The 13,046-nt window shown below is 48.1% G+C and carries 16 protein-coding genes, 1 tRNA gene and 1 other RNA gene; 12 read left to right on the top strand and 6 right to left on the bottom strand.

Annotated elements, in window-relative coordinates; genetic code table 11:
• Positions 1-70 precede the first annotated feature (70 nt).
• Positions 71-1,351: an MFS transporter gene (locus tag HV477_RS03750; RefSeq protein ID WP_000560758.1), complete on the top strand. Its 1,281-nt coding sequence runs from the start codon at positions 71-73 to the stop codon at positions 1,349-1,351.
• 10 nt (positions 1,352-1,361) lie between these two features.
• Positions 1,362-2,468 (top strand): Gfo/Idh/MocA family protein, encoded by a 1,107-nt coding sequence (locus HV477_RS03745; protein WP_000988589.1) that lies wholly within the window; start codon positions 1,362-1,364, stop codon positions 2,466-2,468.
• Between the two features lie 150 nt (positions 2,469-2,618).
• On the opposite strand, the gene HV477_RS03740 is transcribed toward HV477_RS03745, so the two are convergent.
• A non-coding RNA gene (locus tag HV477_RS03740) (RtT sRNA) lies at positions 2,619-2,754 on the bottom strand.
• Positions 2,755-2,802: 48 nt separating this feature from the next.
• A tRNA-Ser gene (locus HV477_RS03735) sits at positions 2,803-2,890 on the bottom strand.
• A 235-nt stretch (positions 2,891-3,125) separates the two neighbouring features.
• Here HV477_RS03735 and ghrA point away from each other — a divergent pair.
• The 4 genes from ghrA (at position 3,126) to HV477_RS03715 (ending at position 6,047) form a co-directional block, all read left to right on the top strand.
• Positions 3,126-4,064 carry a glyoxylate/hydroxypyruvate reductase GhrA gene (gene ghrA, locus HV477_RS03730; protein ID WP_079899159.1) on the top strand — a complete coding sequence of 313 codons (939 nt, stop codon included), beginning with the start codon at positions 3,126-3,128 and terminating at the stop codon, positions 4,062-4,064.
• An 84-nt stretch (positions 4,065-4,148) separates the two neighbouring features.
• Positions 4,149-4,886 (top strand): phosphatase, encoded by a 738-nt coding sequence (locus HV477_RS03725; RefSeq protein ID WP_000283643.1) that lies wholly within the window; start codon positions 4,149-4,151, stop codon positions 4,884-4,886.
• Between the two features lie 23 nt (positions 4,887-4,909).
• The gene (locus HV477_RS03720; protein WP_001001883.1) at positions 4,910-5,464 is read left to right on the top strand and encodes a molecular chaperone; all 555 of its coding nucleotides are present in this window, start codon (positions 4,910-4,912) and stop codon (positions 5,462-5,464) included.
• A gap of 100 nt (positions 5,465-5,564) precedes the next feature.
• Positions 5,565-6,047 carry a DUF1097 domain-containing protein gene (locus HV477_RS03715; RefSeq protein WP_001546652.1) on the top strand — a complete coding sequence of 161 codons (483 nt, stop codon included), beginning with the start codon at positions 5,565-5,567 and terminating at the stop codon, positions 6,045-6,047.
• Between the two features lie 38 nt (positions 6,048-6,085).
• On the opposite strand, the gene csgG is transcribed toward HV477_RS03715, so the two are convergent.
• The 4 genes from csgG to csgD are packed head-to-tail and all read right to left on the bottom strand — an operon-like array spanning position 6,086 to position 8,439.
• The gene (gene csgG / locus HV477_RS03710; RefSeq protein WP_001137620.1) at positions 6,086-6,919 is read right to left on the bottom strand and encodes a curli production assembly/transport protein CsgG; all 834 of its coding nucleotides are present in this window, start codon (positions 6,917-6,919) and stop codon (positions 6,086-6,088) included.
• Between the two features lie 26 nt (positions 6,920-6,945).
• Complete coding sequence (csgF, locus tag HV477_RS03705; protein ID WP_001264073.1) at positions 6,946-7,362, bottom strand: curli production assembly/transport protein CsgF; 417 nt, start codon at positions 7,360-7,362, stop codon at positions 6,946-6,948.
• A gap of 26 nt (positions 7,363-7,388) precedes the next feature.
• On the bottom strand, positions 7,389-7,784 hold the full coding sequence (gene csgE, locus HV477_RS03700; RefSeq protein WP_000833307.1) for a curli production assembly/transport protein CsgE: 396 nt from the start codon (positions 7,782-7,784) through the stop codon (positions 7,389-7,391).
• Positions 7,785-7,788: 4 nt separating this feature from the next.
• A complete protein-coding gene (gene csgD / locus HV477_RS03695) occupies positions 7,789-8,439 on the bottom strand; it encodes a biofilm master transcriptional regulator CsgD (protein ID WP_000481517.1) in 651 nt (216 codons plus the stop codon).
• A gap of 754 nt (positions 8,440-9,193) precedes the next feature.
• Between csgD and csgB the strand changes: the two genes are divergently transcribed.
• From csgB to HV477_RS03665, 6 genes are all read left to right on the top strand, one after another.
• Complete coding sequence (csgB, locus tag HV477_RS03690) at positions 9,194-9,649, top strand: curli minor subunit CsgB (protein ID WP_000791655.1); 456 nt, start codon at positions 9,194-9,196, stop codon at positions 9,647-9,649.
• 41 nt (positions 9,650-9,690) lie between these two features.
• The gene (csgA, locus tag HV477_RS03685; protein WP_000771416.1) at positions 9,691-10,146 is read left to right on the top strand and encodes a curli major subunit CsgA; all 456 of its coding nucleotides are present in this window, start codon (positions 9,691-9,693) and stop codon (positions 10,144-10,146) included.
• Between the two features lie 62 nt (positions 10,147-10,208).
• Positions 10,209-10,535, top strand: coding sequence for a curli assembly chaperone CsgC (gene csgC, locus HV477_RS03680; protein ID WP_000557256.1), 327 nt, complete (start codon positions 10,209-10,211; stop codon positions 10,533-10,535).
• Positions 10,536-10,666: 131 nt separating this feature from the next.
• Complete coding sequence (locus HV477_RS03675; RefSeq protein WP_000111254.1) at positions 10,667-10,987, top strand: type 1 fimbrial protein; 321 nt, start codon at positions 10,667-10,669, stop codon at positions 10,985-10,987.
• Positions 10,988-11,072: 85 nt separating this feature from the next.
• Positions 11,073-11,612, top strand: coding sequence for an O-acetyl-ADP-ribose deacetylase (ymdB, locus tag HV477_RS03670; protein WP_079899161.1), 540 nt, complete (start codon positions 11,073-11,075; stop codon positions 11,610-11,612).
• The gene (locus tag HV477_RS03665) at positions 11,548-13,035 is read left to right on the top strand and encodes a phospholipase D family protein (RefSeq protein WP_000976323.1); all 1,488 of its coding nucleotides are present in this window, start codon (positions 11,548-11,550) and stop codon (positions 13,033-13,035) included. Before ymdB ends, HV477_RS03665 begins: the two co-directional genes overlap by 65 nt.
• The last annotated feature ends 11 nt before the right edge of the window (positions 13,036-13,046 follow it).

The raw sequence follows: 13,046 nt of genomic DNA, 5'->3' as shown, positions 1-13,046 counted from the left end.
GGCAATTGATATGACTTAAAAATTAATTCCGTAAGCATTTCAGACGGTAACAGCAAATAAGGGTTTTATTGTGATAGCAAAATTCTTCCCGTGGTATAGCGAGATAACTCGTCCACAAAAAAATGCTTTATTTTCAGCATGGCTGGGTTACGTTTTTGACGGCTTCGACTTTATGCTGATTTTCTACATTATGTATCTGATCAAGGCTGACTTAGGATTGACAGATATGGAGGGCGCATTCCTTGCCACAGCGGCCTTTATTGGGCGACCATTTGGCGGGGCGCTATTTGGTCTGCTGGCAGACAAATTTGGCCGTAAGCCGTTGATGATGTGGTCGATAGTTGCCTATTCTGTAGGTACAGGGTTAAGTGGCCTGGCTTCCGGTGTAATTATGCTGACGCTTAGTCGCTTCATTGTCGGTATGGGGATGGCGGGGGAGTATGCTTGCGCTTCTACTTATGCCGTGGAAAGTTGGCCAAAGCATTTAAAATCTAAAGCGAGCGCATTTCTGGTTTCAGGTTTCGGTATTGGTAACATCATAGCAGCCTATTTTATGCCGTCATTTGCCGAAGCGTATGGTTGGCGTGCTGCTTTTTTTGTCGGTTTGCTACCCGTTCTTTTAGTAATCTACATCCGGGCCAGGGCTCCTGAATCTAAAGAGTGGGAAGAAGCTAAACTCAGTGGTCCCGGAAAGCATTCACAAAGTGCCTGGTCAGTTTTCTCTTTGTCAATGAAAGGGCTATTTAATCGAGCTCAATTTCCACTGACATTATGTGTATTTATTGTTCTGTTCTCTATTTTCGGCGCAAACTGGCCGATCTTTGGTCTACTGCCTACATATTTGGCGGGAGAGGGCTTTGATACGGGTGTGGTCTCTAATTTAATGACGGCGGCGGCATTCGGCACTGTATTGGGAAATATCGTTTGGGGTCTGTGCGCAGATAGAATTGGTTTGAAGAAAACGTTCAGCATTGGTCTTCTCATGTCCTTTTTATTCATTTTCCCGTTATTCAGAATTCCGCAAGATAATTATTTACTGCTGGGCGCATGTTTATTCGGTTTAATGGCGACTAACGTAGGTGTTGGCGGGTTGGTTCCCAAATTTCTCTACGACTACTTTCCTCTTGAGGTTCGTGGTTTGGGTACCGGGCTGATTTATAATCTTGCTGCGACATCAGGCACATTCAATTCAATGGCGGCGACCTGGCTTGGAATAACAATGGGGCTAGGCGCTGCGCTAACGTTCATTGTTGCTTTCTGGACCGCAACAATTCTACTCATTATTGGCCTATCCATTCCGGATAGACTAAAAGCACGTCGTGAAAGTTTTCAATCAACAAAAGAATTTTAATAGAGGATAAATGATGACGAAATACGGTGTTGTAGGTACAGGTTATTTTGGCGCTGAACTGGCGCGATTTATGTCTAAGGTTGAAGGGGCGAAAATCACTGCGATTTACGATCCGGTAAATGCGGCTCCGATAGCGAAAGAGTTGAACTGTGTCGCCACTGCAACGATGGAGGCGCTTTGTACCCATCCTGATGTGGATTGCGTAATTATTGCTTCACCAAATTACTTACATAAAGCGCCGGTCATTGCGGCGGCTAAAGCGGGTAAACACGTGTTTTGTGAAAAACCTATCGCCTTAAATTACCAGGATTGTAAGGATATGGTTGATGCCTGCAAAGAAGCTGGTGTTACCTTTATGGCGGGTCACGTTATGAACTTTTTTCACGGGGTTCGCCACGCTAAAGCGCTCATCAAAGCTGGTGAAATTGGTGAAGTTACACAAGTTCACACTAAACGTAATGGTTTTGAAGACGTGCAGGATGAGATCTCATGGAAGAAGATTCGCGCAAAGTCAGGTGGGCATCTGTACCATCACATTCACGAGCTAGATTGTACACTGTTCATCATGGATGAAACCCCATCCCTGGTTTCAATGGCTGCAGGGAATGTTGCGCACAAAGGTGAAAAATTTGGTGATGAAGATGATGTTGTCCTAATCACCCTTGAGTTTGAAAGCGGTCGTTTCGCGACACTTCAGTGGGGATCATCGTTCCACTACCCTGAGCACTATGTATTAATTGAGGGCACGACAGGTGCAATTCTCATTGATATGCAAAACACGGCTGGTTATCTAATAAAAGCGGGCAAAAAAACACACTTTCTTGTGCATGAAAGCCAGGCGGAGGATGATGATCGTCGCAACGGTAACATATCCAGCGAGATGGATGGCGCAATCGCTTATGGTAAACCCGGTAAACGTACGCCGATGTGGCTCTCATCAATTATGAAACTGGAGATGCAGTACTTGCATGATGTGATAAACGGTCTGGAGCCAGGCGAGGAGTTTGCTAAATTGCTAACGGGAGAAGCGGCGACAAATGCCATTGCTACCGCTGATGCTGCGACGCTTTCCTCAAACGAGGGGCGCAAAGTAAAACTCACTGAAATTCTTGGCTAAAATTGAAAGCCGGATGGTGGTGTTATTGGCCGGTGGCGCTGCGCTTATGTAGACCGGATAAGGCGCCCGTGAACTGTGCCGCCATCCGGCAATGGACGGGTCATTATGTAAGAAAAAGCCCGTACATTCGTACGAGCTCTTTCTTAAATATGGCGGTGAGGGGGGGGATTGACTCGCTGCGCTCGCCCTTCGGGCAGTCTCCTCGCAAGCTCGTCGTCTGTCCAACTGGCTGCGCCAGTTGTCGAACCCCGGTCGGTGGTTCTCATCCCCCCTTGATTTGGGGGATACATATAAGCAAAAAGCCCGTACTTTCGTACGAGCTCTTTCTTAAATATGGCGGTGAGGGGGGGATTCGAACCCCCGATACGTTGCCGTATACACACTTTCCAGGCGTGCTCCTTCAGCCACTCGGACACCTCACCAAATTGTCGCTCCAGCATTACTGGAACGGGCGCTAATGTAGGGAAATATCCTTTCTACGTCAATCAACTTTTTTAAAAAAAAGCGCGTTTATACAAACTTCCACCAATCTGTGGTTTTAATAAGCGAAAACTGCTTTTTTTGCCCGCGCCGGGAAATTTGCTATGCTGCACATCCCGTTGAAAACGCTGATAACAGGCGCAATCACATTCCGCACCATACTGCTCAGGAGATAACATGGAGATAATTTTTTATCACCCGACATTTAACGCCGCCTGGTGGGTAAATGCGCTGGAGAAGGCTCTCCCACATGCGCGCGTTCGTGAATGGAAGGTCGGTGATAACAACCCCGCAGACTATGCGCTTGTATGGCAGCCCCCGGTTGAAATGCTGGCCGGAAGACGCTTAAAAGCCGTCTTTGCGCTGGGCGCGGGGGTGGATGCAATTCTGAGTAAATTAAATGCGCATCCGGAAATGCTGGACGCCTCCATTCCTCTATTCCGTCTGGAAGATACCGGAATGGGCCTGCAAATGCAGGAATATGCCGTAAGTCAGGTATTACACTGGTTCCGTCGTTTCGATGATTATCAGGCGCTGAAAAATCAGGCGCTATGGAAACCGTTGCCGGAATATACCCGCGAAGAGTTTAGCGTCGGTATCATGGGCGCAGGGGTACTGGGCGCAAAAGTGGCAGAAAGTCTACAGGCGTGGGGGTTCCCGTTACGTTGCTGGAGTCGTAGCCGCAAATCCTGGCCTGGCGTGGAAAGTTATGTTGGGCGTGAAGAGCTGCACGCTTTCCTGAACCAGACGCGGGTGCTGATTAATCTGCTGCCGAATACGGCCCAAACGGTAGGAATTATTAATAGCGAATTGTTGGATCAATTGCCGGATGGCGCTTACGTGTTGAATCTCGCGCGCGGCGTGCATGTTCAGGAGGTGGATCTGCTGGCTGCGCTTGATAGCGGTAAGCTAAAAGGCGCGATGTTGGATGTCTTTAGCCAGGAACCGTTACCGCAGGAAAGTCCATTATGGCGCCATCCGCGAGTCGCCATGACGCCGCACATTGCGGCAGTCACCCGTCCAGCGGAAGCCATCGATTATATTAGCCGCACCATTACCCAGCTGGAGAAGGGAGAGCCGGTGACGGGGCAGGTGGATCGGGCGAGAGGATATTGACATCAACCCGGCGCGGGCCGGGTTTCGCTAAAAAACGCTGGCGATACCTGCTATCCTTGTCGGAAATGACTACAGGAGAGAGCAATGTATCCCGTTGACCTGCATATGCATACCGTCGCCAGCACTCATGCCTACAGTACTCTGAGCGATTATATCGCGGAAGCCAAACGCAAAGGCATTAAACTTTTTGCGATTACCGATCATGGTCCGGACATGGAAGATGCGCCGCATCACTGGCATTTTATTAACATGCGCATCTGGCCGCGTCTGGTTGACGGCGTGGGGATACTGCGTGGCATTGAGGCGAATATCAAGAACATTAACGGTGAAATTGATTGTTCCGGAAAGATGTTCGACTCGCTGGATCTGATTATCGCAGGCTTCCATGAGCCCGTTTTTGCGCCACATGATAAAGAAACCAATACCCAGGCGATGATCGCGACCATCGCCAGCGGCAAGGTGCATATAATTAGTCACCCCGGAAATCCAAAGTATCCAGTGGAGGTTAAAGCCATCGCGCAGGCGGCGGCGAAACACCATGTAGCGCTGGAAATCAACAACTCTTCCTTTCTGCATTCGCGTAAAGGAAGCGAAGATAATTGCCGCGCGGTCGCTGCTGCCGTACGCGATGCGGGAGGCTGGGTAGCGTTAGGATCTGATTCCCATACGGCCTTTACGCTTGGCGATTTCACCGAATGCCGGAAAATTCTGGATGCGGTGAATTTTCCGGAAGATCGAATCCTGAACGTCTCGCCGCAGCGCTTACTGGCCTTTCTCGAATCACGCGGTATGGCGCCTGTACCGGAATTTGCCGAACTTTAATCGTTATTTATGGGAAGATATCAATGAATGAGTTTTCAATCCTGTGCCGTGTGCTGGGATCGTTGTTTTACCGCCAACCGCAAGATCCTTTACTGGTTCCGCTGTTTACGTTAATCCGTGAAGGTAAACTGGCGGCAAACTGGCCGCTGGAGCAGGATGACATGCTGGCGCGTTTACAGAAAAGCTGCGATATCACGCAGATTTCCACTGATTACAATGCGTTATTTGTTGGGGAAGAGTGCGCGGTAGCGCCATACCGCAGTGCGTGGGTCGAAGGCGCGGAAGAGTCTGAGGTGCGCGCTTTTTTAACGTCGCGAGGGATGCCGCTGGCCGATACGCCTGCCGATCACATTGGCACTTTATTGCTCGCGGCTTCCTGGCTGGAAGATCAGTCTGCCGAAGATGAAAGTGAAGCGCTGGAAACCTTATTTGCCGATTATCTGCTTCCCTGGTGCAATACCTTCCTCGGTAAAGTTGAAGCCCATGCCGTTACGCCATTCTGGCGCACTCTGGCGCCGCTAACGCGTGATGCGATAGGGGCCATGTGGGATGAACTTCAGGAAGAAGATGAAGAATAATGTGATGTAAATCACTTTTAACTGCAACTTGTTTTACATCATTGCATAAAATGTGTGCGTGATCTCATTAATGTGCCGCTTTTCTGTTATGATGCGCGCCATGAACATACTTCTTTCTATTGCTATCACGACGGGCATCCTTTCTGGAATATGGGGATGGGTGGCCGTCTCCCTGGGGTTACTAAGCTGGGCCGGTTTTTTAGGTTGTACGGCTTATTTCGCCTGTCCGCAGGGCGGCTTTAAGGGATTGTTGATTTCCGCCTGTACGCTGTTAAGCGGTATGGTGTGGGCACTGGTCATTATTCACGGTAGCGCGCTGGCGCCGCATCTGGAAATTGTCAGTTACGTGTTGACGGGGATCGTGGCATTCCTGATGTGTATCCAGGCAAAGCAGCTATTGCTTTCTTTTGTTCCGGGAACATTTATCGGCGCCTGCGCGACATTTGCAGGGCAGGGTGACTGGCGGTTGGTATTACCGTCGCTGGCGCTGGGGCTAATCTTTGGCTATGCCATGAAAAATAGTGGGCTATGGCTGGCATCACGCCGCGAGCAACATTCAGCGAATACGGCGGTCACAAAATAAAAAAGCGTGGGGTTCTTCCCCACGCTTTGTCGTATTCATCAGGATTCTGGCGGTACTGACAGCTCACGGTATTTCACCAGAATATCATTTTGCCTGTCCGCTTTATTCTGCAAATCCCACAGTCCACGATCGATACCATCATTAATGAGGAAGATAACGCCGGTTTCAATGGCTGACATCAGACACAGCATCACCGGTTCGTTCGAGGTATAGCCGATTTCGCCTTCCAGTAAGCGCTGGTAATCAATAAAACGGAACACGCCTGCCTGTACTTCATAGGAAAGGATCGTTTTACTGGTGTTCACCGAAGAAAGGATCTCGCCCGTACTGACGTTAACCACGCGCAGGTTGACAGCAATCTGATCCAGCTGATACTGCGTATCGGCGCCAATACCGAAATATCTTGCGCCGACCCCGCCGGATTTGACGTTACTTTCATAACCAATAATAGAACCTTCCACCATAATATTTGCCGCCGTCAACGACTGAAGCGGGATACGGTTATTCATCGCCACGGTGCCGTTTTCCTGGGCTGCGCGAATAATTTTCCGTTCATTCAAAAGATTCTGTAAGCCTTGTCGTTCCAGTGGGATAAACCAGCGCGAATCTTTCAGCGCGGTGACCAACATAGCGGTGGCGCTCTGTGGCACAGCCGTAGAAAAGTTACTTGCCGGGTAAGGTTTAAATTGGCCCGTTTCATCCTGAATGTTATATACCGAAACAAAGATCTTACCGGTGGGTGCAGGTAAGTGCGTCAAATCTTTGTAACTTTGTGCGCGGGGCATTAATGTCGGTTTCGCAGCTTGTTTCGGCGGGGCAGTTAAGCATCCGCTCAACAATAAAACGGCAACCAAAATAAGTAAGCGCGGCATGATTTATATCCTTTAGTGACTGTAGCTTAAAAATCGGTTGACTGAGTTTGTAAACCTGACACTTCGATGGTCGAGGTTCTTCCCGTTTTTCTGTCCGTGACGTTGAGCTGGAGCTGTCCGTCGCGATTAGCGATATCGATAATAAAATCGTTGGTCACCATACGTCCTGGTTTCCCGGTATTAATATTGGTCAACAAGCCGCCCAGAATTTGCGATTGAATAGCCTGCGTAAAGTTATCCAACGCTGAGGGGGTTTCGATACCAAAATCGTTATCATAAGCGGGGTCTTTATATGAATTTTGCGCCTGGGCGCTATTCAATAAAAAGGAACCGTTATTGGGGTTTCCACCAAAGTTAGGATTACGGAACTGGAACGTCATATTTCCAGCCCAGGTTAATGGCGAAAAAAGCATGAGCAGCACTACTGCATGTTTAACACGCATGACAGCCTCCGGATAAAAATCATGTTTTAGAATTCATCACGCGCTAAATCACTCGTACTTAATAGCGTTTGATCTATTTGTCGGCGATTTAATGCTTCCTCTGTTTGCGCTAATGCGAAGACGACGGTTTTCTCGAAGTCTCTTTTCATTGGAAATAAAAAAGTCTGGAAAATAACGTCCTGATTTACCGTTATGGTGATCCAGCTTCCCCAACGCGCACTGGGTCTTTCATTAATGGTCAGATTGCCGGTGTATTCGCTTTCCCATTTGTCGCTGAATGCACGATAGAATTCATGTCCTATCGAAGAGACGGTATGGTCGGTTAACAATCCGGGAACCTCGACTTCAACTTCATTGGCATGCAGGTTTCCGGTAGCGAACAGTAACTCTGCTGCTACAATCCAGGTCAGATAGCGTTTCATGGCCTTACCGCCTGAGATTATCGTTTGCCCATGAAACTGCCTGGGTGCGATTTTTGACAGCTATCTTTTTGAAAAGATTATAAAGATGTGTCTTAACCGTATTCTCGCTGATAAATAGCGACCTGGCGATTTCATTATTAGAGGCACCAATACGTAACTTATTGAGGATCTCTTTTTCGCGATGAGTGAGTAATGCGGACTCGGTGCTGTTGTAGCGGTAATTTCCTGAGTGCGTAATCAGGTAACTGGCTAATTTTTGTGAAAAATAGCATTCGCCACGCAGAATACCCTGTAATCCGCTGACCACGTGTTCCTGGTCTTCAGTGGCGTAAAACACGCCGTTAATATGAGGCCAGTTTTCAATTTCACGGTAGGGATAATCGTCAGGGGTATTTAACAATAATGTTTTTATATTATTGTTTTTGCGGCTTAAATTATCCTGCCAATAGTGGATAAGCTTCTTATCCGCTTCCATCATATCCATTAAAACAATGCAACCGGCTGAGATATCTTCCAGAGAACGTTGAATATTATGCAGTTTTCCGGTTATGGCCAGCGATTGCTTTAAATGTTGCAATAATGCCGTAGCTTGCAGAGATGGCTTTGTGATCAACAATAGTGTGTGACCATGACTACTATGGACTTCATTAAACATGATGAAACTCCACTTTTTTTAATCGCACATCTGACAGCTGCCCCCACAAAATAAAGGCACCAGAAGTACTGACAGATGTTGCACTGCTGTGGGTTGAAATAGCCCATTATCCAGAAAGAGAAAAATATTTACGAAAATACTTTTAACTGTTTTCAATCTAGCCATTACAAATCTTAAAGCAAGTGTTAAACTTGTAACAAGATGTAAAAATATATATTAAAATGTTGTTTTTGGGTTTTTTTGAAGTTTAGATTTGATAGTAAAGTTGTACATTTCGCTGTTATTGCATAGATTTAAAAAATCATACAAATTATAATAATTCATTGATTTTTAATCATTTTAATTATTGTGTGTCATGTTTTGATTTTATTTTTTCTTAAAATTTGAGACGTGGCATTAACCTGGACAGCACAAAGACAAAAAAAACGAAGTGTGTCACGTCTTGTGCGTATTGCCCCACATGGGAAGCATAAGAACATCCCCATGGCGGCATAACACACACCAACACTTCATTTTTTAGGTGCGCGATACACTATCTTCTGTGGCCAAAAATCAATTATAAAAAATCACATGGCTATCGTTTTATTAGCACTTTGGTATGAGCTTAAATAACAAAATACCACGCGTGGGTGAGTTATTAAAAATGTTTCCACGGACATACTCTTCATCGTAATGACGCGTTAACAAAAAACGCATGTCGCTAACAAGGTAATAGATAATTTTCGCTATGTACGACCAGGTCCAGGGTGACAGCATGAAAAACAAATTGTTATTTATGATGTTGACAATACTGGGTGCGCCTGGGATTGCAACCGCGACAAATTATGATCTGGCTCGTTCAGAGTATAATTTTGCGGTAAATGAATTAAGCAAGTCTTCATTTAATCAGGCGGCCATTATTGGTCAAGTCGGCACGGATAATAGTGCCAGAGTACGCCAGGAAGGATCAAAACTATTGTCCGTTATTTCACAAGAAGGAGGAAATAATCGGGCGAAAGTCGACCAAGCAGGGAATTATAACTTTGCGTATATTGAGCAAACGGGCAATGCCAACGATGCCAGCATATCGCAAAGCGCTTACGGTAATAGTGCGGCTATTATCCAGAAAGGTTCTGGAAATAAGGCCAATATTACCCAGTACGGTACGCAGAAAACAGCAGTTGTAGTGCAGAAACAGTCGCATATGGCTATTCGCGTCACCCAACGCTAATACCGTTACGACTTTTAAATCAATCCGATGGGGGTTTTACCATGAAACTTTTAAAAGTGGCAGCATTCGCAGCAATCGTAGTTTCTGGCAGTGCTCTGGCTGGCGTCGTTCCACAATGGGGCGGCGGCGGTAATCATAACGGCGGCGGCAATAGTTCCGGCCCGGACTCAACGTTGAGCATTTATCAGTACGGTTCCGCTAACGCTGCGCTTGCTCTGCAAAGCGATGCCCGTAAATCTGAAACGACCATTACCCAGAGCGGTTATGGTAACGGCGCCGATGTAGGCCAGGGTGCGGATAATAGTACTATTGAACTGACTCAGAATGGTTTCAGAAACAATGCCACCATCGACCAGTGGAACGCTAAAAACTCCGATATTACTGTCGGCCAATACGGCGGTAATAACGCCGCGCTGGTTAATCAGACCGCATCTGATTCCAGCGTAATGGTGCGTCAGGTTGGTTTTGGCAACAACGCCACGGCTAACCAGTATTAATTTAGCGTCTGCGCTAATAAAAAAACAGGGCATAAGCCCTGTTTTTTTTTCGGGAGGAAATTATGCATACTTTATTGCTCCTTGCCGCACTTTCAAATCAGATTACGTTTACCACGACTCAGCAAGGCGATATTTACACGGTGATCCCTCAGGTCACATTAAACGAACCCTGCGTCTGTCAGGTGCAAATTCTCTCTGTGCGCGACGGCGTCGGGGGACAAAGCCATACACAGCAAAAACAAACGCTATCTTTACCTGCTAATCAACCGATTGAGTTGTCTCGTCTTAGTGTAAATATATCTTCAGAGGACTCGGTTAAAATTATTGTTACTGTTTCGGACGGACAATCACTGCATTTATCACAACAATGGCCGCCTTCCGCACAGTAGTTTTTGATGGTGGCGGAAATGGATTGGCTGACCTGGGTATTAAAGAGGCGATAAAAGCGTCTCATCGTCTCGGCATGTCGCTAAAAGGTAACGCCGAACCCTCGAGGATGACTAATCATTGAGGAGTTAACATGTCCGTAATCAAGAAAAATATCCCTGCCATAGGCCTGTGTATCTGCGCTTTTTTTATCCATTCTGCGGTAGGGCAACAAACGGTACAGGGCGGCGTTATCCATTTTCGCGGCGCGATTGTTGAGCCACTGTGCGATATTTCTACTCACGCCGAAAATATTGATTTAACCTGCCTACGCGAAGGTAAAAAGCAAATGCACCGGATTGACCTTCGGCAGGCATCTGGATTACCGCAGGATATTCAGTCCATTGCGACGGTACGGCTGCATTATCTCGATGCGCAAAAAAGCCTGGCGGTGATGAATATTGAGTACCGTTAACGGCGGTGTCATAGATATAAAAAGAGCGACTCTGTTGAAAGCCCTGCTGTACACTTTGCAGATAAGGTGAGACAAAGGGGGGGTTATGACATCACGTCTTCAGGTCATACAGGGTGATATCACTCAACTTAGCGTCGATGCGATTGTGAATGCCGCTAACGCATCATTAATGGGCGGCGGCGGCGTAGACGGCGCGATTCATCGCGCGGCGGGGCCGGCATTGCTGGACGCCTGTAAACTCATCCGTCAGCAACAGGGCGAATGTCAGACGGGACATGCGGTTATCACGCCTGCTGGCAAGCTTTCGGCAAAGGCGGTTATTCACACAGTGGGGCCCGTCTGGCGAGGCGGCAAACACCAGGAAGCTGAGCTACTCGAAGAGGCGTACCGGAATTGTTTGCTGCTTGCCGAGGCGAATCACTTTCGTTCCATCGCTTTTCCGGCAATCAGTACCGGCGTTTATGGCTATCCACGCGCCCAGGCCGCTGAAGTCGCCGTCAGGACGGTTTCAGATTTTATTACCCGTTACGCTCTGCCTGAACAGGTATACTTTGTCTGTTATGATGAAGAAACTGCCCGGCTTTACGCAAGATTACTTACTCAGCAAGGCGACGACCCTGCCTGATAAAACACGCCTGGAGCGTGCCGTTGAACCGCTATGCGCGCGCCATCCCGGAGAGTGCGGCATTCTTGCGCTGGATAACAGTCTGGACGCTTTTGCCGCCCGCTACCGCCTGACTGAAATGGCGGCGCGGACGCTGGACGTGCAGTATTATATTTGGGAAGACGATATGTCCGGGCGGCTGCTCTTTTCGGTACTGCTGTCGGCGGCGAAGCGCGGCGTTCATGTTCGTCTGCTGCTGGATGATAACAATACGCCTGGTCTGGATGATACGTTGCGCTTGCTGGATAGCCATCCTAATATCGAAGTTCGTCTGTTTAATCCTTTCTCTTTTCGTACGCTACGCGCGCTGGGATATTTGACGGATTTTGCGCGGCTGAATCGGCGGATGCACAATAAAAGTTACACTGCCGACGGCGTAGTGACGCTGGTCGGTGGGCGCAACATCGGCGATGCCTATTTCGGCGCTGGCGAGGAGCCGTTATTTTCCGATCTGGACGTGATGGCCATTGGCCCGGTGGTCAATGATGTCGCCAATGATTTTGAACGTTACTGGCGCTGTAGTTCAGTGTCGACATTGCAGCAAGTATTATCCCTTTCTGAGCAGGAACTGACGCAGCGTATCGAACTTCCCGAATCCTGGTATAACGATGAGATCACCCGCCGTTATCTGCATAAGCTGGAAACCAGTCAGTTTATGGCGGATCTCGATCGCGGAACGTTGCCGCTGATTTGGGCAAAAACACGCTTGCTTAGCGATGACCCTTCTAAAGGCGAGGGGAAGGCGCAGCGCCATTCGCTTCTTCCGCAGCGATTATTTGACGTGATGGGGTCGCCGACGGAGCGTATCGACATTATTTCCGCTTACTTTGTCCCTACGCGCGCAGGCGTGGCGCAGTTGCTTAATCTGGTCAGGAAAGGCGTGAAGATCGCCATCTTAACTAACTCTCTGGCGGCCAACGATGTGGCGGTCGTTCACGCAGGGTACGCGCGCTGGCGCAAGAAATTACTGCGCTATGGCGTGGAGCTCTACGAACTGAAACCGACCCGCGAACATGAAACCGCCGTACATGATCGCGGACTCACCGGGAACTCAGGTTCCAGCTTACATGCTAAAACGTTCAGTATTGATGGTAGTAAGGTGTTTATCGGGTCGCTTAATTTTGATCCCCGTTCAACGCTTTTAAATACCGAAATGGGCTTTGTCATTGAAAGTGAAACGCTGGCGACGCTTATTCATAAGCGTTTTACGCAGAGCCAACGCGATGCGGCCTGGCAACTGCGGCTGGATCGCTGGGGACGAATTAACTGGATCGATCGTCAGCAAGAAGAGGAAAAGGTGTTAAAGAAAGAACCCGCTACGCGTTTCTGGCAGCGAGTTCTGGTACGGTTGGCGGCAATTTTACCTGTGGAATGGTTGCTGTGAACCCGCGCGCG

Origin of the sequence: Salmonella sp. SG203, from assembly GCF_013350575.1 — a bacterium.
GTDB classification, from domain to species: Bacteria; Pseudomonadota; Gammaproteobacteria; order Enterobacterales; family Enterobacteriaceae; genus Salmonella; species Salmonella enterica.
The sequence above is the reverse complement of the archived record's forward strand: the minus strand, read 5'-3'. Positions and strand labels throughout refer to the sequence as shown.